General features: G+C 65.5%; 23 protein-coding genes and 1 tRNA gene. 22 read left to right on the top strand and 2 right to left on the bottom strand.

Annotation, left to right across the window (positions count from 1 at the left end; all coding sequences use genetic code 11):
- Nucleotides 1-13 precede the first annotated feature (13 nt).
- From CP958_RS15400 to CP958_RS15390, 3 genes are all read left to right on the top strand, one after another.
- Nucleotides 14-1,225, top strand: a complete 1,212-nt coding sequence (locus CP958_RS15400) for an NnrS family protein (RefSeq protein ID WP_096703099.1) — start codon at nucleotides 14-16, stop codon at nucleotides 1,223-1,225.
- 19 nt (nucleotides 1,226-1,244) lie between these two features.
- A complete protein-coding gene (locus CP958_RS15395; RefSeq protein ID WP_096702984.1) occupies nucleotides 1,245-1,970 on the top strand; it encodes an SAM-dependent chlorinase/fluorinase in 726 nt (241 codons plus the stop codon).
- A 105-nt stretch (nucleotides 1,971-2,075) separates the two neighbouring features.
- Nucleotides 2,076-2,900, top strand: coding sequence for an MBL fold metallo-hydrolase (locus tag CP958_RS15390; RefSeq protein ID WP_096702982.1), 825 nt, complete (start codon nucleotides 2,076-2,078; stop codon nucleotides 2,898-2,900).
- Between the two features lie 121 nt (nucleotides 2,901-3,021).
- On the opposite strand, the gene CP958_RS15385 is transcribed toward CP958_RS15390, so the two are convergent.
- Complete coding sequence (locus CP958_RS15385; protein ID WP_096702980.1) at nucleotides 3,022-3,477, bottom strand: MucR family transcriptional regulator; 456 nt, start codon at nucleotides 3,475-3,477, stop codon at nucleotides 3,022-3,024.
- Between the two features lie 339 nt (nucleotides 3,478-3,816).
- Here CP958_RS15385 and rpiB point away from each other — a divergent pair, with 339 nt between their 5' ends.
- The 11 genes from rpiB to CP958_RS15330 all read left to right on the top strand — a co-directional run bounded on the left by rpiB (nucleotide 3,817) and on the right by CP958_RS15330 (nucleotide 13,956).
- Complete coding sequence (gene rpiB, locus CP958_RS15380; protein ID WP_096702978.1) at nucleotides 3,817-4,266, top strand: ribose 5-phosphate isomerase B; 450 nt, start codon at nucleotides 3,817-3,819, stop codon at nucleotides 4,264-4,266.
- Nucleotides 4,267-4,308: 42 nt separating this feature from the next.
- A complete protein-coding gene (gene glyA / locus CP958_RS15375; protein WP_096702976.1) occupies nucleotides 4,309-5,592 on the top strand; it encodes a serine hydroxymethyltransferase in 1,284 nt (427 codons plus the stop codon).
- 69 nt (nucleotides 5,593-5,661) lie between these two features.
- On the top strand, nucleotides 5,662-6,123 hold the full coding sequence (gene nrdR / locus CP958_RS15370; RefSeq protein WP_096702974.1) for a transcriptional regulator NrdR: 462 nt from the start codon (nucleotides 5,662-5,664) through the stop codon (nucleotides 6,121-6,123).
- 31 nt (nucleotides 6,124-6,154) lie between these two features.
- Nucleotides 6,155-7,231: a bifunctional diaminohydroxyphosphoribosylaminopyrimidine deaminase/5-amino-6-(5-phosphoribosylamino)uracil reductase RibD gene (gene ribD, locus CP958_RS15365; RefSeq protein ID WP_096703097.1), complete on the top strand. Its 1,077-nt coding sequence runs from the start codon at nucleotides 6,155-6,157 to the stop codon at nucleotides 7,229-7,231.
- 104 nt (nucleotides 7,232-7,335) lie between these two features.
- Complete coding sequence (locus CP958_RS15360) at nucleotides 7,336-7,929, top strand: riboflavin synthase (RefSeq protein ID WP_096702972.1); 594 nt, start codon at nucleotides 7,336-7,338, stop codon at nucleotides 7,927-7,929.
- Complete coding sequence (gene ribB / locus CP958_RS15355; RefSeq protein WP_096702970.1) at nucleotides 7,901-9,049, top strand: 3,4-dihydroxy-2-butanone-4-phosphate synthase; 1,149 nt, start codon at nucleotides 7,901-7,903, stop codon at nucleotides 9,047-9,049. Before CP958_RS15360 ends, ribB begins: the two co-directional genes overlap by 29 nt.
- Nucleotides 9,050-9,183: 134 nt before the next feature.
- Nucleotides 9,184-9,630, top strand: a complete 447-nt coding sequence (gene ribH, locus CP958_RS15350; protein WP_096702968.1) for a 6,7-dimethyl-8-ribityllumazine synthase — start codon at nucleotides 9,184-9,186, stop codon at nucleotides 9,628-9,630.
- The gene (gene nusB / locus CP958_RS15345; RefSeq protein ID WP_096702966.1) at nucleotides 9,627-10,097 is read left to right on the top strand and encodes a transcription antitermination factor NusB; all 471 of its coding nucleotides are present in this window, start codon (nucleotides 9,627-9,629) and stop codon (nucleotides 10,095-10,097) included. Before ribH ends, nusB begins: the two co-directional genes overlap by 4 nt.
- A 15-nt stretch (nucleotides 10,098-10,112) precedes the next feature.
- A complete protein-coding gene (gene thiL / locus CP958_RS15340; protein ID WP_096702964.1) occupies nucleotides 10,113-11,117 on the top strand; it encodes a thiamine-phosphate kinase in 1,005 nt (334 codons plus the stop codon).
- Between the two features lie 15 nt (nucleotides 11,118-11,132).
- The gene (locus tag CP958_RS15335; RefSeq protein WP_242442916.1) at nucleotides 11,133-11,594 is read left to right on the top strand and encodes a flagellar basal body-associated protein FliL; all 462 of its coding nucleotides are present in this window, start codon (nucleotides 11,133-11,135) and stop codon (nucleotides 11,592-11,594) included.
- Between the two features lie 280 nt (nucleotides 11,595-11,874).
- Nucleotides 11,875-13,956: a sodium-translocating pyrophosphatase gene (locus tag CP958_RS15330; RefSeq protein WP_096702960.1), complete on the top strand. Its 2,082-nt coding sequence runs from the start codon at nucleotides 11,875-11,877 to the stop codon at nucleotides 13,954-13,956.
- Between the two features lie 137 nt (nucleotides 13,957-14,093).
- Here CP958_RS15330 and bamE read toward each other — a convergent pair whose 3' ends face one another.
- Nucleotides 14,094-14,555 carry an outer membrane protein assembly factor BamE gene (gene bamE / locus CP958_RS15325; RefSeq protein WP_096702958.1) on the bottom strand — a complete coding sequence of 154 codons (462 nt, stop codon included), beginning with the start codon at nucleotides 14,553-14,555 and terminating at the stop codon, nucleotides 14,094-14,096.
- Nucleotides 14,556-14,694: 139 nt separating this feature from the next.
- Between bamE and CP958_RS15320 the strand changes: the two genes are divergently transcribed.
- The 8 genes from CP958_RS15320 to CP958_RS15285 all read left to right on the top strand — a co-directional run bounded on the left by CP958_RS15320 (nucleotide 14,695) and on the right by CP958_RS15285 (nucleotide 19,352).
- A complete protein-coding gene (locus CP958_RS15320) occupies nucleotides 14,695-15,258 on the top strand; it encodes a ubiquinol-cytochrome C chaperone family protein (RefSeq protein WP_096702956.1) in 564 nt (187 codons plus the stop codon).
- Nucleotides 15,255-15,800, top strand: coding sequence for a DUF177 domain-containing protein (locus CP958_RS15315; RefSeq protein WP_096702954.1), 546 nt, complete (start codon nucleotides 15,255-15,257; stop codon nucleotides 15,798-15,800). The genes CP958_RS15320 and CP958_RS15315 overlap by 4 nt, the downstream gene beginning before the upstream one ends.
- 85 nt (nucleotides 15,801-15,885) lie before the next feature.
- Nucleotides 15,886-16,068: a 50S ribosomal protein L32 gene (gene rpmF / locus CP958_RS15310; protein WP_009869122.1), complete on the top strand. Its 183-nt coding sequence runs from the start codon at nucleotides 15,886-15,888 to the stop codon at nucleotides 16,066-16,068.
- A gap of 35 nt (nucleotides 16,069-16,103) precedes the next feature.
- Entirely contained in the window at nucleotides 16,104-17,159 is a 1,056-nt protein-coding gene (plsX, locus tag CP958_RS15305) for a phosphate acyltransferase PlsX (RefSeq protein WP_096702952.1), read from the top strand.
- Between the two features lie 13 nt (nucleotides 17,160-17,172).
- Nucleotides 17,173-18,147 (top strand): beta-ketoacyl-ACP synthase III, encoded by a 975-nt coding sequence (locus CP958_RS15300; protein ID WP_096702950.1) that lies wholly within the window; start codon nucleotides 17,173-17,175, stop codon nucleotides 18,145-18,147.
- Between the two features lie 116 nt (nucleotides 18,148-18,263).
- Nucleotides 18,264-18,584, top strand: coding sequence for an integration host factor subunit alpha (locus CP958_RS15295; RefSeq protein WP_096702948.1), 321 nt, complete (start codon nucleotides 18,264-18,266; stop codon nucleotides 18,582-18,584).
- Nucleotides 18,581-19,132: a MerR family transcriptional regulator gene (locus tag CP958_RS15290; RefSeq protein ID WP_096702946.1), complete on the top strand. Its 552-nt coding sequence runs from the start codon at nucleotides 18,581-18,583 to the stop codon at nucleotides 19,130-19,132. The genes CP958_RS15295 and CP958_RS15290 overlap by 4 nt, the downstream gene beginning before the upstream one ends.
- Nucleotides 19,133-19,275: 143 nt before the next feature.
- Nucleotides 19,276-19,352, top strand: a tRNA-Pro gene (locus tag CP958_RS15285).
- The last annotated feature ends 4 nt before the right edge of the window (nucleotides 19,353-19,356 follow it).

The raw sequence follows: 19,356 nt of genomic DNA, 5'->3' as shown, positions 1-19,356 counted from the left end.
AGGATGCTTGTTCATGGCCACCATTCCGTTGATGGAACCCGTCTATAAGGGCTCGCAGGGCCCGATGTTCTTCGCCGCCGGCTTCCGTCCGTTCTTCCTGTTCGCTGCAGTCCAGGCGGCGGTCATGCTGCCGCTGTGGCTTCTCGCCTTCTCGGGAATTCTGCCGGTGGGGGCCAACTGGAATCCGGTGGTCTGGCACTCCCACGCCATGGTCTTCGGCTTCGCCGGAGCGGCGGTGGGCGGCTTCCTGCTGACGGCGGTTCCCAACTGGACCAATTCGCACCACGTGTCGGGCAAGCCGCTGATGGCGCTGTTCGCCCTGTGGCTGGCCGGCCGCGTCGCCATCGCCCTGGCCGGGGTTCTGCCGCCGGTCCTGGTGGCGGTGCTCGATCTCGGCTATCTGCCGCTGCTCGCCTTCCTGCTGGCCAAGCCGCTGATCGAGGCGGGCAAGTGGCGCAACATCGTCTTCCTGCCCATCCTCGGCGTGCTGTGGCTGGCCGGGCTGTGCGCCCATATCGAGGCCCTGACCGGCAAGGTCGTCGGGCTCAAGGGCGTGACGCTGGGCATCTTCGTCCTGCTCCTGATGATCGCCATCGTCGGCGGACGCATCATTCCGTCCTTCACCCAGAACTGGCTGCGCATGCAGGGCCGTCCGGTGGAGCTGGCGCCGGTGGGCTGGATCGAGAAGGGCGGGGCGGGGGCCGTCGTCGCCCTGGCCGGTCTCGCCCAGGTCTTCCTGCCGTCCTCGCCGGCGGCCGGCGCGCTGCTGCTGCTGGCGGCGGTGGTCCACGCCTGGCGCCTCTCGGGCTGGCATGGTCTCAAGACCGTGTCCAATCCCATCCTGGTGGTCCTGCATGTGGGTTATGCCTGGATGGTGCTGGGCTTCGCCCTGCTGGGCCTGTCGGCCTTCATCGAGCCGCTGCCGGCCTCGGCGGCGCTGCACGCCCTGACCGCCGGTTCCGTCGCCACCATGGTCATGGCGGTGATGAGCCGTGCCGCCCTGGGCCATGCCGGCCACCCGCTGGTGGTGGCCAAGGCCACCGTGTGGGCCTATGGCCTGATTTCCGCCGGGGCGCTGCTGCGCGTGGTCGCTCCGGTCATTCCCGACGGCATGATGGTGCTGACCATGCTGGGCGGCGGTCTGTGGACCCTCGGCTGGATTCTCTATGTCGTGGTCTACTTCCCCATCTGCACCAAGCCGCGCGCCGACGGCCGGCCGGGGTGACACGGGGAGGGGCGGCGGGATGATCGTCCTTTTTACCGATTTCGGGGTGCAAGGCCCCTATCTCGGCCAGATGGAGATGGTCATCCGCCAGACCCTGCCGGCCGAGCCGGTGGTCAATCTGCTGGCCGACGCGCCACGCTTCGACCCCAAGGCCTCGGCCTATCTGCTGGCGGCGCTGGCGCCCGCCATTCCCCGCCAGTCGGTGGTTCTGGCGGTGGTCGATCCCGGGGTGGGAGGCGAGCGCCTGCCCCTGGTGGTCGAAGCGGACGGCGTACTGTTCGTCGGCCCCGACAACGGCCTGTTCGAGCCGCTGCTGCGCCGCGCCAAGACCTCTCGCGCCTGGGAGATCGTCTGGCGGCCCGACCGCCTGTCGGCCAGCTTTCACGGCCGCGATCTCTTCGCCCCCATGGCGGCCCGTCTGGCCGCCGGCCTGAATCCCGAGGATGCGGGGTGCAAGCCCCTGGACCCGCCGCGCCGTGCCGACTGGCCCGACGATCTGGCGGCCGTCATCTACCACGACCATTACGGCAATGCCTGGACCGGGCTGCGGGCCTCGGCCCTGGCCGGGGATGCCGTTCTGCGGGCCGGCGGGCACGAGTTTCATCGGGCGCGTACATTCTCCGACGTGCCGGCCGGCGAGGCGTTCTGGTACGAGAATTCTTCGGGATTGGTGGAGATCGCCGTCAATGGCGGCGCGGCCTCCAGCCTTCCGGCATTGGCCATTGGTGATTATGTCACAATTTAACTAACATTCTTTCTTATTTTTCCCCGTTTGTGTGACCAAATACATAGGCGCAAGGCGGCACTGTGGCTACAGTCGTGCCGTGGGGCTAGCGCGGGGAGCCAGGGAATGGTTTGCACGGTGAAGTTTTGGGGGGTGCGCGGAAGCATCGCCTGTCCTTCGCCCGATCATGTGGTCTATGGCGGCAATACCTCCTGTATTGCCGTTACCACCGAGGCTGGGATCATTGTCTTTGACGCCGGGACGGGTATCCGCTCCCTTGGGCGCGATATCATTGGTCGCGGCATCGGGCAGGCCCATCTGTTCTTCACCCACACCCATTGGGACCACATCAACGGCTTTCCCTTCTTCGCTCCCGCCTACAACCCGGCTTTCCGCCTCGAGGTTCACGGCCCCAGGCAGGAGGGCAGCCCGCGCGGCATCCAGCACGTGCTGACCGGCCAGATGGAAACACCCAATTTCCCGGTGCCCCTGGCCGCCATGCGCGGCATCGTCTCGTACGAGGATTTCGAGGTGGGCAGCGTTTTCACCCCCTATGACGGGGTGACGTTGCGTACCGCGCCGCTGCGCCATCCCAACGGTGCCTGCGGCTATCGCCTGGAGACCGGCGGCGTCGCCATGGCCTATATCACCGATACAGAGCATACGCCCGGCACCCTCGACGACAACGTGCTGTCGCTGATGCGGGGTGCCGATCTGGTGATCTACGACTGCACCTATACCGATGCCGAATTCCCCGGCAAGGTCGGCTGGGGGCACTCCACCTGGCAGGAGGGTATCCGCCTGGCCCGGGCGGCCGGTGCCGGGCGTCTGGCCATCTTCCATCACGACCCGGAGCACACCGACGACGTCATGGCCGGTATCGAGGCCGAGGCGCTTCAGACCTGGGATGGGGTAGTCGTGGCTCGCGACGGCATGGAAATCGTTCTGTAGGAGCGGTATCCGCCGCCCGGCAAACGTTGACCGGCGTATCTCGCCATCGGAACCGAATCCGGAATCGAAAACGGCGCGATGCCCGAGGCATCGCGCCGTTCGAGTTTCAGCCCGTCCGCGTTTAGCGGCGGCCGCGACGGACCGGCTTGTCGGTGGCTTCGCCGGCCTTGCGGCCCAGACCGATCTTCTTGGCGAAGTCCGAGCGCTGGGCGGCATAGTTGGGGGCGACCATGGGATAGTCGGGGGTCAGGCCCCACTTCATCCGGTACTCGTCCGGCGTCATATTGTAGGTGGTGCGCAGATGCCGCTTGAGCATCTTCAACTTTTTGCCATCCTCGAGACAGATGATGTAGTCGGGAGTCACCGACTTCTTGACGGCGATGGCGGGTTTCGGAGCCTCGGACTTTGCTTCCGGCTGGCCGCCTTCAAGGGATGAAAGCGATCCGTAGACCGTATTGATCAGTTCAGGCAACTGCCCCGCCGGAACCGGGTTCTTACCCACATAGGCGGCGACTACATCGACGGCCATGCGCAGCAGGTCGTCACGATTGGTCTTATCCGAGTTGATGTCGCTCATCTGGCTATCCGACCACAGTTTGTTGGCATAATTGAATCAATGAAGACATGGCAGGACTTCACTGTCAATTGGAAATTGAACCACATGAATAATGAGTTCTTGGAGTTGGTGTGAACTGCAATAATGATTATCCCGACGTATGGGGGTTTACGCCGATGGTCTGTATAAGCGGTCAGGCTTCTATTGCCGGAAGGCCTGTTCGTGATGCTTTTTTGGCCGTCGCCGCGGTGGTTCGGTGTCGCGATCGGGTATGCCCCATAAGCTTGTGGCGCATTGGCAAGGTGGTCCGACATATGGTATCTAGCCCATGCAAACAAGGATCGCCGGGGTAGGTTGCTGATGAGTGCCAAAACCATAGCCATTGCCTGCGATCACGGCGGCATCGAGATGAAGGAATTGCTGGTCAAGGATCTGGCCGCCTCCGGCTGGTCGGTGCTTGACCTGGGCACCGATGGGCCGGATTCGGTGGACTATCCCGATTTCGCCGTGAAGCTGGCCGACGCGCTGAAAAGCGGCAAGGCCCAGCGCGGCGTGCTGCTGTGCGGCACCGGTATCGGCATCTCCATCGCCGCCAACCGTTTCGAGCATGTCCGCGCCGCCCTGGTGCACGATGCCTTCGGAGCGCGCATGTGCCGGAGCCACAACGACGCTAACGTCCTGGTGATGGGCGGGCGTACCACCGGTCCCGAGGTGGCGCGCGATTGCCTGAAAATTTTTCTCGAGACCGAATTCGAGGGCGGCCGTCATGCGCGGCGCGTCTCCAAGCTGTCCGGCGACGGGCAGTCCTGAGCCCCCTACATCGTCACGACCCGACTGCCAGAAAGAGATCCGATGTCCAGCGCACCCACCGACGCCTTTTTCCGCACTCCGCTTTCCGAGCGTGATCCCGAGGTCTTCGCGGCCATCACCAAGGAACTGAAGCGCCAGCAGGACCAGATCGAGCTGATCGCCTCCGAGAACATCGTCTCGCGGGCCGTGCTCGAGGCCCAGGGCTCGGTGCTGACCAACAAGTACGCCGAGGGGTATCCCGGCAAGCGCTATTACGGCGGTTGCGAGTTCGTGGACATCGCGGAAAGCCTGGCCATTTCCCGCGCCTGCGAGATTTTCGGCTGCTCCTACGCCAACGTGCAGCCCAGCTCGGGTTCCCAGGCCAATCAGGGCGTGTTCATGGCGCTCTTGCAGCCCGGCGACACCATCATGGGCATGAGCCTCGCCGCCGGCGGTCACCTGACCCACGGCGCGGCCCCCAACCAGTCGGGCAAGTGGTTCAAGGCCGTGCAGTACGGCGTGCGCAAGCAGGATGCCCAGATCGACTTCGCCGAGGTGGAGGAACTGGCCCGCACCCACAAGCCGAAGCTGATCATCGCCGGCGGCTCGGCCTATCCGCGTACCATCGACTTCGCCCGCTTCCGCAAGATCGCCGACGAGGTCGGGGCCTTCTTCATGGTGGACATGGCACACTTCGCCGGTCTGGTGGCCGGCGGCGTGTATCCCAATCCGCTGCCCCACGCCCACGTGGTGACCACCACCACCCACAAGACCCTGCGCGGCCCGCGCGGCGGCATGATCCTCTCCAACGACGCCGATATCGGCAAGAAGATCAACTCGGCCATCTTCCCGGGCATTCAGGGCGGCCCGCTGATGCACGTCATCGCCGGCAAGGCGGTGGCCTTCGGCGAGGCGCTGCGCCCCGAGTTCAAGCTTTATGCCAGGCAGGTGGTGGACAACGCCCGTGCCCTGGCCGACGTCCTGGTGCGGCGCGGCCTGGACATCGTGTCGGGCGGCACCGATTCCCACCTGATGCTGGTGGATCTGCGGCCCAAGAAGCTGACCGGCAAGGCCGCCGAGGCCAGCCTCGAGCATGCCGGCATGACCTGCAACAAGAACGGCATTCCCTTCGACCCCGAGAAGCCGACCATTACCTCGGGCGTTCGCCTGGGAACCCCGGCGGCGACCACCCGGGGCTTCGGCGTCGAGGAATTCAAGAAGGTGGGCGAACTGATCGGCGACGTGCTCGACGGTCTGGCCGCGAACCCTGAGGACAACTCGGTGGCGGAGGCCCGTGCCCGCGCCGAGGTGGCCGAACTGTGCCGGCGCTTCCCGATCTATTCGTAAGGCGACCATCGACCAAGAACAGGGGCGGGGGCAGGGGAAGCCTCCGCCGGTTTCCCGGGGGGAAAGATCATGCGGTGTCCGTTTTGCGGTCACGACGATACCCAGGTGAAGGACTCGCGGCCGACCGAGGACAACTCGGCCATCCGGCGGCGCCGGTCCTGCCCGGAATGCGGCTCGCGTTTCACCACCTTCGAGCGGGTGCAGATCCGTGATCTGGTGGTGATCAAGAAGGACGGCGCCCGCTCGCCCTTCGATCGTGACAAGGTGCTCAAATCCCTGCGTATAGCGCTGCGCAAGCGTCCGGTGGACGACGAGCAGATCGAGCGTATCGTCAACGGCATCCACCGCCGCCTGGAAAGCATGGGCGAGAACGAGGTTCCGTCCAAGTTCATCGGCGAACTGGTCATGGAGGTGCTGATGGACCTCGACAAGGTCGCCTATGTCCGTTACGCCTCGGTGTACCGCAACTTCCGCGAAGCCAAGGACTTCGAGGATTTCCTGGGGAAGATGGTTGTCCCACGCCTCGACTGATCGCACCCAGGCCGAGATCGACCTCGGCCACATGCGGGCCGCCCTGGCGCTGGCCCGCCGTGGCCTGGGCACCGTGTGGCCCAATCCGGCGGTGGGTTGCGTCATCGTGCGTGACGACCGGGTGGTCGGGCGCGGCTGGACCCAGCCCGGCGGCCGTCCCCATGCCGAGACCGAGGCGCTGGCCATGGCCGGCAAGGCGGCCAATGGCGCCACCGTCTACGTCACCCTGGAACCCTGCGCCCATCATGGCAAGACGGCGCCTTGCGCCGACGCCCTGATCGCCGCCGGGGTGTCCCGCGTGGTGGTGGCGGTGCAGGACCCGGATTCCCGGGTGGCCGGCAAGGGAGTCGACCGCCTGCGGGCCTCGGGCATTCCGGTGACCGAGGGGATTCTTCGCGCCGAGGCCTCCGAACTGAACGCCGGTTTCTTCCTGCGCATCAATACCGGCCGGCCGCTGGTGACCCTGAAACTGGCCACCACGCTTGACGGCCGCATCGCCACCCATACCGGTGAAAGCCGCTGGATCACCGGCGAGCCGGCCCGCGCGGCGGCCCATCTGCTGCGTGCCGAGACCGATGCCATCATGGTGGGCAGCGGCACCGCGCTGTACGACGACCCCGATCTGACCTGCCGTCTTCCCGGACTGGTGGAGCGTTCGCCGGTGCGTGTGGTGGTGGACGGGCGCCTGCGCCTGCCGCTGACCAGCCGGCTGGTCTCCACCGCCAACGATGTGCCCACCTGGCTGCTGACGCTGGAGGATTGCGACGCCAATCGTCGCGAGGCCTTCGAGGATTCCGGCGTCGACGTGATCGAGGTGGCGGCCGGTCCCGATGGCGCCATCGATCTGGAATTGGCCTTGCAGGCCCTGGGCGAGAGCGGCGTCACCCGTGTTCTGGTGGAGGGCGGCGCCCATCTGTCCGCCGCTTTGCTGCGCGCCGATCTGGTCGACCGGCTGGTGTGGTTCCGCGCGCCGCGCCTGATGGGCGGCGACGGTCTGCCGGCGGCCGTGTCGTTCGGCATCGACCATCTGGTGCAGACCCCCCATTTCGAACGCGTCGAGATCCGCCCGCTGGGCGAGGACGTGATGGAAACCTATATTCGTCTCTGATACCGCCGCGCCTTATGGCGCGAAAACCAAGCGAAGCGCCCGGCGTTTGAGGGTAATGAGGCGAGCCACTTCGGTGGCTCGCCGGTATTTAAGTGAGGTCATCCATGTTCACCGGCATCGTCACCGATCTCGGCGAGGTGCGCCGTATCGTTCGCGGCGAGGGGCGCGAGGCCCGCTTCGAGATCGCCAGCGGCTACGACACCAGCACCATCGCCATCGGGGCCAGCATCGCCCATAACGGCGTGTGCCTGACCATCATCGAGGTCGGGCCGGACTGGCATGCGGTGGAGGCTTCGGCCGAAACCCTGTCCAAGACCACCCTGGGCGGCTGGAAGGAAGGCTCCAGGGTCAACCTGGAGCGGGCGCTGAAGGTGGGCGACGAACTGGGCGGCCATATCGTCTCCGGCCATGTGGACGGCGTCGCCAAGGTCGTCGACATCCGCCCCGAGAACGAATCGCTCCGCTTCACCTTCGAGACTCCTGTCGATCTGGCCTGCTTCGTCGCCCCCAAGGGCTCGGTGGCGCTGGACGGCGTATCGCTCACCGTCAACGAGGTTGATGGGCGTCGCTTCGGGGTCAATGTCATTCCTCATACCCAGTCGGTGACCACCTTCGGCACCTATCGCCCCGGCGACGAGGTGAATATGGAAATCGACATGCTGGCACGCTATGTTGCGCGCCTCTTGCAAAGGGAATAGCGCCTTGGTTTCCGAATACCACGACTACCTGTCGTCCATCGAAGAGATCATCGAGGAGGCCCGTCAGGGCCGCATGTTCATCCTGGTGGATGACGAGGACCGCGAGAACGAGGGCGATCTGGTCATCCCCGCCGAGATGGCCAATGCCGACTCCATCAATTTCATGGCCCGCTACGGCCGTGGCCTGATTTGCCTGTCGCTGACCCGCGGGCGTTGCGAGCATCTGGGCCTCAAGCCCATGAGCGCCGACAACGGCACCCGCATGGAGACCGCCTTCACCGTCTCCATCGAGGCGCGGGAAGGCGTCACCACCGGCATCTCCGCCGCCGACCGGGCCAAGACGGTGGCGGTGGCCATCGATACCGACAAGGGGCGCTACGACATCGTCTCGCCGGGCCACGTCTTTCCGCTGATGGCCCGGGACGGCGGCGTGCTGGTGCGCGCCGGCCACACCGAGGCGGCGGTGGATATTTCCCGGCTGGCCGGGCTCAACCCGTCGGGGGTGATCTGCGAGATCATGAACGACGACGGCACCATGGCCCGCATGCCGGATCTGGTGAAATTCGCCCAGCATCACGGCTTGAAGATCGCCACCATCGCCGACCTGATCGCCTATCGCCGCCGCAACGACAAGATCGTGGCGCGCGACGTCGAGGCGCCGTTCCATTCCAAGTGGGGCGGCGACTGGAAGATGATGGTCTACACCAACACCGTGGCCTATGCCGAACACATCGCCCTGGTGAAGGGCGACCTGCAGGCCGAGGGGCCGGTGATGGTGCGCGTCCATGCCGTCAACGTGCTCGACGACGTGCTGGGCGACCAGGGTTCGGGCAAGGCCGGCGAGCTTCATTCCGCCATGAAAATGATCTCCGCCCACGGTTCGGGCGTCATCGTCCTGATCCGCGAGCCGCGCCCCACCAGCCTGTCCGACATGCTCCGCGCCCATCTGGAGCGGCGCCCGCCGGCTCCGGCTCTGCGCGATTACGGCGTCGGCGCCCAGATTCTGCTCGATCTCGGCGTGCATGAAATGATTCTGCTGTCCAACACCAAGCGCTCCATCGTCGGCCTGGAAGGCTATGGCATGAAGGTGGTGGAGCAGCGGCCGATTCCGGTCGGCTGAAGAATAGCACCGACGAAGGCCGGCCCCGTTTGCGGGGCTGGAACGAGGAGGCAAGCCCAAGGGGCGCCGCGGCTTATGCCGCGAAAGCCAAGCGAAGCGCCCGGCGCCTGAGGGCCATGTAAGGAGACAATTCCATGGCGAAGGTTCTCATCATCGAGGCCCGCTTCTACGACCACATAGCCGACGGCCTGCTGGCCGGGGCGCGGGCCGAATTCGACAAGACCGGGGTGGACCACGACCTGCTGGTGGTGCCGGGCATCTTCGAACTGCCCGCCACGCTCAAGCTGGTGCTGACCGCCGCCGAGCAGGGCAACGACAAGGCCCGCTATGACGGCTTCGTCACCCTGGGCTGCGCCATCCGGGGCGAGTCCGACCACTATCACCATGTTGGCACCGAGTGCATGCGGGGTATCGCCGATCTGTCCATGGCCTATGACCTGGCGCTGGGCAACGGCGTGTTGACCGTCCACAACGAGGCCCAAGCCCTGGCGCGCTCCGATCCGGCACGCAAGAATCTGGGTGGTCAGGCGGCGCGGGCCTGCCTGCGCATGATGGCCGTCAAGCGCGAGTTGGGCCTATGAGCACGCCGAATCCCTCCGTCGCCAGGCGCAGCGCCGCCCGGCTGGCTGCCGTCCAGGTCCTATACCAGATGGAGATGACCGGGACGGATACCGAAAGGGCCTTGCAGGACGCCAAGGACCGTCGCGCCGCCGAGCCTAAGGGGCGCATGGCCGACCCCGATTCGTCGCTGCTCAATCAGGTGGTGCGCGGCGTTTCCGCCCAGATGGAGGCCATCGACGGGCATGTGGGCCGGGCGTTGTCGGGCGACTGGACCGTCGATCGCCTGGAAGCGGTGCTGCGGGCCATCGTCCGGGCCGGAGCCTGGGAATTGTCGGCGCGGCCGCAGACTCCGGCCCGCGTCTGCATCTCGGAATGGGTCGACGTGGCCCACGCCTTTTATTCCGGCCCCGAACCGGGGCTGGTCAATGGCGTGCTCGATTGTCTGGCCCAGACGCTTCGGGGTGGCGAGATGGGCAAGGGCGCCTAGGATGGAGAGCTGAGCATGAACGGCGGCGCGCCGGACGAGTTCGGACTGATCGCCGAATTGTTCGCGCCGTTGGCCGCCGGCTTTCCCGGAGCCCTGGGGCTTACCGACGACGCGGCTTTCATTCCGGCCGACCCCGGTTACGACACCGTCGCCACCATGGATTCCATGGTGGCCGGGGTGCATTTCCTGCCCGACGACCCGCCGGGTTCGGTGGCGCGCAAGCTGATCCGGGTCAATCTCTCCGATCTGGCGGCCAAGGGGGCCGAGCCCCGGCTGCTGATGCTGTCCGCCGCTTTTCCGAAAAACGTGACCCACGACTGGCTGCACGCCTTCGGCGCCGGGCTGGCCGAGGATGTCAGGGCATTCGGAATCCATCTGATCGGTGGCGACACGGTGTCGACGCCGGGGCCGCTGACCCTGACGCTGACCGCCCTGGGGCGGGTGGAGGCGGGGCGGGGGCTGAAGCGGGCCGGGGCCAAGGCCGGCGACACTATCTGGGTCTCGGGCAGCATCGGTGACGGCGCCCTGGGGCTTCGGGCCATCCGTGGGCAATTGCCGGGCCTGTCCGCCGCCCATGGGGAGTTTCTCGCCGGGCGCTACCGTTTGCCGCTGCCCCGGGTCAGCCTCGGCTCCCGGCTGGTGGGCTTGGCCCATGGTGCAATGGACGTATCCGACGGCCTGGTCCAGGATTTGGGGCATCTGTGCCGGGCCTCGGGCCTGGCGGCAGGCATCGGGGCGGGGCGGGTGCCGCTGTCGCCCGCCGCTGCGGCCGCCTTGGCCACGGACCAGTCCCTGCTTGCCTCGGTGCTGGCGGGAGGCGATGATTACGAGGTGCTGTTCACCGCGCCGCCCAAGGCGGCCGAGGACATCGCCCGCCTGTCGGTGGAGCTGGACGTGGCGCTCACCGCCATCGGCTCCATGGTGGCGGGCGAGGCGGGCAAGGTGACGGTGACCGGCCCCGACGGACGGGAATTGGCCGTGGGGCAGGGGGGCTGGCGCCATTTCGGCGGCGGCCCGTAACTGGGGGATCAGTATTTGGTTCGGTTGATTTTCTTGGTGGTGGCGTTGCTGATGCTGATCGGCGCGGTCATCGGCGGCCTGTATTTCTGGGGCGTCGATCCGCTGGCCAAGCTGGGCATCACCGCCCCCATGATGAGCAAGGAGCCCGCGGCTCCCCCTCCGCCGCCGCCGCCCGTTTACGTGGATTTCGGCCTGCTGATCGTGCCGGTGATCCAGGACCGCGAGGTCAAGAAGCAGGCGGAAATGATCGTCCGTCTCGAGGTGGATCCCAAGAACAAGGAAATCGTCGCCAAGAATTTGCCGCGTCTGCAGAACGCTTATCTGGCCGAGATGATCACCTATCTGGGCGCCACGGTGAGGGAGGGCCAGCCGCTGGACGTTCCCGCCATCCGCCGCCGCCTGACCATCAGTGCCGAGAAGACGCTGGGAGGAATCTACGTCAAGGATGTGGTCATCGAGAACCCCAACCTGAAATAGCCTCCACCCCTTCGGTTAGTCCCAAAGGCGATCGGTTCCTGCCCGAAGGTGCGGGAGACTCCCGGCAAAGATGGATGGCCGGTGCCGAAATTGCCCTGGACAATGAAATTTCATCGCAATAATTCCAGAATATCGTCGTGATGCGAGCATTTTATTGCATCAGCACGGTTCTTCTGGCAGTTTCTCCACGCTTCCGTCGCCCTCTCCGTACCCGGTCTCCCGACCGGACGTTCGGTGATAGGGCGGCGCCAAGAAGATTCATCAGGGGACTCGAACCACAATGACCTACCTCTTCGTGATCGCATGCGGCGTTCTGGCGCTGCTGTACGGGGTCTATGCCATCAAGTCGGTGATGGCGACCTCGGCCGGCACCGCCCGGATGCAGGAAATTGCCGCTGCCGTGCAGGAAGGCGCTGCCGCCTACCTGAACCGGCAGTACACCACCATCGCCATGGTCGGCGTCGTCGTCGCCATCATCCTGGCCGCCCGCCTGGGCATCTATCAGGCCGTCGGCTTCGTCATCGGCGCTGTGCTCTCGGGCGTCGCCGGTTACGTGGGCATGAACGTTTCCGTTCGCGCCAACGTCCGCACCGCCGAGGCTGCCCGTTCGGGTGGCATGCAGCAGGCCCTGGACGTGGCCTTCAAGTCGGGCGCCATCACCGGTCTGCTGGTGGTCGGTCTCGGCCTGATCGGCGTTGCCGGCTACTACATGATCCTGAAGAACGTCGGCATCGATCCGCGCGGTCTGCTCGAGGCCCTGGTGGCCCTGTCGTTCGGCGCTTCGCTGATCTCCATCTTCGCCCGTCTGGGCGGCGGCATCTTCACCAAGGGCGCCGACGTGGGTGCCGATCTGGTGGGCAAGGTCGAAGCGGGTATCCCCGAGGATGACCCCCGCAACCCGGCCGTGATCGCCGATAACGTGGGCGACAACGTCGGCGATTGCGCCGGCATGGCCGCCGACCTGTTCGAGACCTATGCGGTGACCGTGGTCGGCACCATGCTGCTGGGCTCCATCTTCTTCACTGGCGTCGCCCAGGAGCAGATGATGATGCTGCCGCTGATCATCTGCGGCGTGTGCATCTTCGCCTCCATCGTCGGCACCTTCTTCGTGAAGCTCGACTCCACCAACAACATCATGAAGGCGCTGTACAAAGGCGTCATCGTGACGGCCGTGCTGTCGGCGATCTTCGTCGCCGTCATCATCAACGTCTACCTGGGTGGCTTCGCCGCCAAGTTCCAGACGGCCACCCTGACCATCACCGGCATGGACCTCTTCGTCTGCGCCCTGATCGGTCTGATCGTCACCGGCCTGCTGGTGTGGATCACCGAGTACTACACCGGTACCGATTATCGTCCGGTCAAGTCGGTGGCCCAGGCCTCGACCACCGGTCACGGTACCAACGTCATCCAGGGTCTGGCGGTTTCCATGGAAGCCTGCGCCCTGCCGGTGATCGTGATCTCCGTCGCCATCATCGTGTCGTACAAGATCGCCGGCCTGTTCGGCATCTCGGTGGCCGCGACCACCATGCTGGCCCTGGCCGGCATGATCGTGGCCCTGGACGCCTACGGCCCGGTGACCGACAACGCCGGCGGCATCGCCGAAATGGCCGAGCTGCCCAAGGAGGTCCGCAAGACCACCGACGCTCTCGACGCCGTTGGTAACACCACCAAGGCCGTCACCAAGGGCTATGCCATCGGCTCGGCCGGTCTGGCCTCGCTGGTGCTGTTCGCCGCCTACACCGAAGACCTGCACCACTACTTCCCCAAGCTGAACATCACGTTCAGCCTCGAGGATCCCTTCGTGGTCGTCGGTCTGTTCCTCGGTGGTCTGCTGCCCTACCTGTTCGGTGCCATGGGCATGCAGGCGGTGGGTCGCGCCGCCGGTTCGGTGGTGGTGGAAGTCCGCCGCCAGTTCAAGGAAATCCCCGGCATCATGGAAGGCACCGCCAAGCCCGACTACGGTCGTGCCGTGGACATGCTGACCAAGGCCGCCATCAAGGAGATGATCATCCCCTCGATGCTGCCCGTGTTGTCGCCGATCGTGCTCTACTTCGTCATCCTGATGGCCGCCGATCAGAAGGCCGCCTTCACCTGCGTGGGCGCCATGCTGCTGGGCACCATCGTCACCGGCCTGTTCGTCGCCATCTCGATGACCTCGGGCGGCGGTGCTTGGGATAACGCCAAGAAGTACATCGAAGACGGCCATCATGGTGGCAAGGGTTCCGACGCCCACAAGGCGGCGGTGACCGGCGACACCGTCGGCGATCCCTACAAGGACACCGCCGGCCCCGCCGTCAACCCGATGATCAAGATCATCAACATCGTCGCCATCCTGCTGCTGGCCATGGTCGCCGGTCACTAATGGTCCGATCCGGGCGGAAGGAAACTTCCGCCCGGTCAAACGGCCCATCGGATAAGCAGGCTGAAATGAAAAACCCCGGTCGGAAACGACCGGGGTTTTTTTTATTCTGAAGGTGGCCAGGGCCGCGAACGGGGAGCCTACTTCTTGTCGGCTCCGGGAGACTTGGCGAAACGGCCCACATTGCCCATCAGCTGCTGCAGGATGGTCAGTTCCTTGCCGGCGGTAGGGGTCTCGCGGCCCACCGGGACCACGTCCTTGCCGTCCTCCAGACCGCGAGTGTCGATGGCCCGCACTGCACCGGCGCGGTCGAACACCACGGTGACCACCTTGCGCTCCTTGACGACCGGCTCGAAGAACGCCTCGCGCTCGGTGATGGCCGAGATGTAGTGCCAGGTCTCCTCGCCGAACGGAGTGACGTTGGACGGAGTCCCCAGCAGGGCCTGCACGTCCTCACGGGTGCTGGTGCCAATCTTGACCTGGGCCAATTGCTCGGGTGGCGGCTGGTTGCCGCGAACCTCGATGATAGGGGTGCAGGCCGCAGAAGTAATGACCACGGCCGCCGTAAACAGGGAACGGTAAGGAACTGATGTCTTTTTCATTCGCTACGACGCCGAGGCATTGACGACAGACGGCCCCATAGCCAATGTGAGGGGGGCCAATGTGGGGGGAACATTGCACCCCCCATTGCCGCCTTGTCAACGCCGTCGCCCTTCCGGGGCGAGGCTTCAGGACCAAGAGATGCCTTTTCGCAAATTCTTCGAGCGCCGGCGCCGCGAGCAGACCGCCCACGACCTCTACGTGACGGTGATCAATCAGGCCCGCCTGCCGGACTTTTATGTACGCTTCGCCGTTCCCGATACCCTGGATGGACGCTTCGACCTGATCGTCCTGCATGCCTTCCTGGTCATGCGTCGCCTGCGTCAGGTGACGGCGGAGGAGGGGGGCGAGCCGGCCCGCGAGGTGGCCCAGGCCCTGTTCGACCTGATGTTCGCCGATATGGACCAGAACCTGCGGGAGATGGGCGTCGGCGATATGTCGGTGGGCAAGCGGGTCAAGCAGATGGCCCGCGCCTTCTATGGCCGTGTCGCCGCCTATGACGATGCCTTGGCGGCGGATGGGGCCGGGCTGACCGAGGCACTGCGCCGCAACCTCTACGGCACGGTGGAGGGAGATGTGGACCCGGCCGCCGTGCGGCAGGTGGCGGCCTATCTGGTGGCCCAGGCCGCCCATCTCGCCGGGCAAGCCAGCGGCGACCTGTTGGAGGGACGGGTGTCGTTCACGGCACCGGAGGGGGATTCATGATGACCGAGGAGACCGCGCCCTTCACCCATTCCGTGATGGTGGACAAGATTCCCGCCCGAGGATGCCGCCTCCGCGTCGAGCCCTCGGCCGGCGAGCGCGAGGCGGTCGCCCGCTGGCTCGACCTGCGGGATATCTCTGAAATGTCTGCCGATTTCCAGATTAATCCCATGGGAAAGACCGGGTTGATTCGCGTCAACGGCCGGTTGACGGCGCGGGTAACCCAGTCCTGTGTGGTTACCCTGGCCCCGGTGGAGACGGTGGTGGACGAAGAGATTTCCCTCACCTTCGGCCCGCCCGAGGATGAGGCCGAGGACGAGAGCGAGGAAATCGAGGTCGACTTTCACGAGGCCGATCCCCCCGACCCCATCATCGACGGCGCCATTGACCTGGGGGCGGTGATGGTGGAGCATCTGGCGCTGGGAATCGACCCGTTTCCGCGGGCCGCGGGCGCGGAGTTCGCCCCGCCCGAAGACAAGGTCGAGGCCCCGGAACCCAAGGCGAATCCCTTCGCCGTTCTGGCCTCGCTCAAACAAAAAAGGTGAGGGGGGTCAGCATCCCCTTGCCCCGCGTCGCCTTTTTGGCTAATAAACCACCCTTTCCCATTCCGGGTTGAAGCGAGTAGATATTATGGCCGTTCCGAAGAAGAAGACCTCCAAGTCCCGCCGCGACATGCGTCGCGCTCACCACGCCCTGGTCAACGTGACCGGCGCCGAGTGCCCGAACTGCGGCGAAGTCAAGCTGCCGCACCACGTCTGTGGCTCGTGCGGCCACTATGACGGCCGTGAGGTTGTTGCCCAGGCGGAAGCCTAAGCCGTCTCATTGGCTAGGCAGGGGAGTGCGGGTCGGTGAGTGCTGCTGTCACCATTTCCATTGATGCCATGGGGGGCGATGCCGCCCCCGACATGGTTGTGGAAGGGGTGCGCATGGCTCATGAGCGCCTCCCCCATGTTCGCTATCTGATGTACGGGGACGCGGCGCGGATCGAACCGTTGCTGGCGCGTTTCCCCGAGATCAGGGGTGTCTGCACCGTCCATCACACCGAAGAATCGGTGTCCATGGAGGCCAAGCCCAGCCAGGTCTTGCGCAACGGGCGCAAGTCCAGCATGTGGCTGGCCGTCGAGGCGGTGCAGAAGGGCGAGGCGGCGGGTGTCGTCTCGGCCGGCAATACCGGCGCGCTGATGGCGGTGTCCAAGTTCGTGCTGCGCATGCTGCCGGGTATCGACCGCCCGGCCATCGCCGGCATGTTCCCCACCGTCAAGGGCGAGACGCTGATGCTCGACCTGGGCGCCAACGTCGACTGCAACTCCAACAATCTGGTGGAGTTCGCGGTGATGGGCGAGGTCTATGCCCGTGCCGTCCTCGGCCTGGAGAAGCCCTCCATCGGCCTGCTGAATGTCGGTTCCGAGGACATGAAGGGCAACGACGCGGTCAAGGCCGCCGCCGCCGCGCTGCGTGATTCCCATCTGCCTATCAGCTTCTACGGTTTCGTCGAAGGTAACGACATCTGCGGTGGCACGGTGGATGTGGTGGTGACCGACGGCTTCACCGGCAACATCGCCCTCAAGACCGCCGAGGGGACCGTGAAGCTGTATTCCACCTTCCTCAAGGAAGGGTTCCAGAGCTCGCTGCTCGCCAAGTTCGGCTATCTGTTCGCCCGCCACGCCATCAACAAGGTCAAGGTGCGGACCGACCCCCGCCGCTACAACGGCGCCATGTTCCTGGGCCTCAACGGCATCGCCGTGAAGAGCCATGGCGGTACCGACGCCTTCGGCTTCGCCAATGCGGTCGGCGTGGCCGTGGAATTGGTGACCCATGGCTACAACGACCGCATCCGCAAGGAATTCGACCGGTTGAAGCCGGCCGAGGTTTCCCCGTCGCAACTGGCCGCCGGAACCCGGTGACAAGGGACTGATTATGATCGTGCGCTCCCAGATTATCGGCTGCGGCTCCTATCTTCCGTCCCGTCTGGTCACCAACGCCGAACTGGCCGCCAAGGTGGATACCTCGGACGAGTGGATCGTCGAGCGCTCCGGCATCCGTCAGCGCCACATCGCCGCCGAGGGGGAGACCACCTCCGACCTGGCCACCAACGCCGCCCTGCGTGCCCTGGAGGCCGCCGGTATCTCCGGTTCCGCCGTGGACCTGCTGATCGTGGCCACCGCCACCCCGGACAACACCTTTCCCGCCACCGCCACCAAGGTGCAGAGCCGCATCGGCATGAAGCACGGCGCCGCCTTCGACATTCAGGCGGTGTGCTCGGGCTTCGTCTATGCCCTGTCGGTGGCCGACAACTTCATCAAGAGCGGGCAGGTGCAGACCGCGGTGGTGATCGGCGCCGAAACGTTCTCGCGCATTCTCGACTGGAACGACCGCGCCACCTGCGTCTTGTTCGGCGACGGCGCCGGCGCCGTGGTGCTGCGCGCCAATCGCGGCAAGGGCAGCAGCGCCGATCGCGGCATCCTTTCCACCCACCTTCACTCGGACGGCAGCCATTACGACCTGCTGTACGTGGACGGCGGCCCGTCCAGCACCCAGACCGTCGGCCATGTGCACATGGAAGGGCGCGAGGTGTTCCGCCACGCGGTGATCAACCTTGCCGCCGTGGTGGGCGAGGCCCTGGCGGCCAACGACCTCAAGGCCTCGGACATCGATTGGGTGGTGCCGCATCAGGCCAACCGCCGCATCATCGAGGGCACCGCCAAGAAGCTGGGCTTCCCGCTGGACAAGATGGTGATGACCGTCGAGCGTCACGCCAACACCTCGGCGGCCTCGATTCCCCTGGCTCTGACCGAGGCGGTGGGCGACGGACGGATCAAGCCGGGCCAACTGGTCCTGCTGGAAGCCATGGGCGGCGGATTTACCTGGGGCTCCGCCCTGGTGCGGATGTAGATCCCATCTTGCATGGCCGTTGAACGCCACCGCGCATCCCTCTGATATTGACGGATTTATCGTAAGGGTCTAGGGTCTCTCCAGCTTTTCGGATTCCTTCATTCGGCTGGGGCGTCATGACTGACAAGACCATTACGCGGGCGCAACTGAGCGAGGCCGTCTACCAAGAGGTCGGGCTGTCGCGCAACGAGTCCGCCGATCTGCTGGAAGCGGTGCTGGACGAGATTTCCGGTGCGCTCGCCAGGGGCGACGCCGTCAAGATCTCCTCGTTCGGCAGCTTTTCGGTCCGCTCCAAGGGACAGCGCATCGGCCGCAATCCCAAGACCGGCGAGGAGGTGCCCATCACGCCGCGCCGCGTGCTGGTGTTCCGGCCCTCTCAGTTGCTGAAGAAGAAGATCAACGACGGCATGACCGCCAAGCGTAGCGGGACCAAATGACCGGCGACGATGGGGAGGAGAATACGGTCCGCCGCAACGGCAAGTCCGAGGCGGCGTTCCGTACCATCAGCGAGGTCGCCGATGACCTTGACGTTCCCCAGCACGTCCTCCGCTTCTGGGAGGGCAAGTTTCCCCAGGTCAAGCCGCTGAAGCGCGGTGGCGGCCGGCGTTATTACCGTCCCGACGACGTGGCACTGCTGCGGCGCATCCGCGATCTGCTCTACAGCGAAGGCTACACCATCAAGGGGGTGCAGAAGCTGTTGAAGGAGGGCGGGGGCAAGGATGCCGGCACTCCGGCGGCAGCCCGCGCCGCCGAGCCCGAACTCCTGCTGGGCCTGGACCAGCCCGGCGATCATGACGAGGATGACGAGGTCGAGGACCTGGTCATCGAGGAGGACGAAGTCCGTCACGCCGTCGTGCGGACCATCATCGCCGGCGGGGATGACCTTCCGGTGCCGACCGGGGCGCTGGGCCCCAGCCTGCGCCATGAACTGGAAGATATCCTGGCCGAACTGGAGCAACTGCGGGCTCTGTTGCGGACACGCTAAAATTCCTTAAGAACTGGGTTGCGTTGGCCGAATGGCCTGACTATAGTGCGCCCCTCTCCCGGCACACCCCGCCGGTTCTTTCCCCCTCCCAGGGCCGTTCGCGGTCTGGGAACAAAGGTTTCGGTGGGCTTGCCCACCACGGTCGGAGCGTAGCGCAGCCCGGTAGCGCATCAGTCTGGGGGACTGGGGGTCGCAGGTTCGAATCCTGTCGCTCCGACCAAAAA

The organism is Magnetospirillum sp. 15-1 (genome assembly GCF_900184795.1).
In the GTDB taxonomy this organism is placed as follows: Bacteria; Pseudomonadota; Alphaproteobacteria; order Rhodospirillales; family Magnetospirillaceae; genus Phaeospirillum.
Note: the sequence above shows the minus strand (reverse complement) of the source record. Positions and strands in the feature narration are given on the sequence as shown.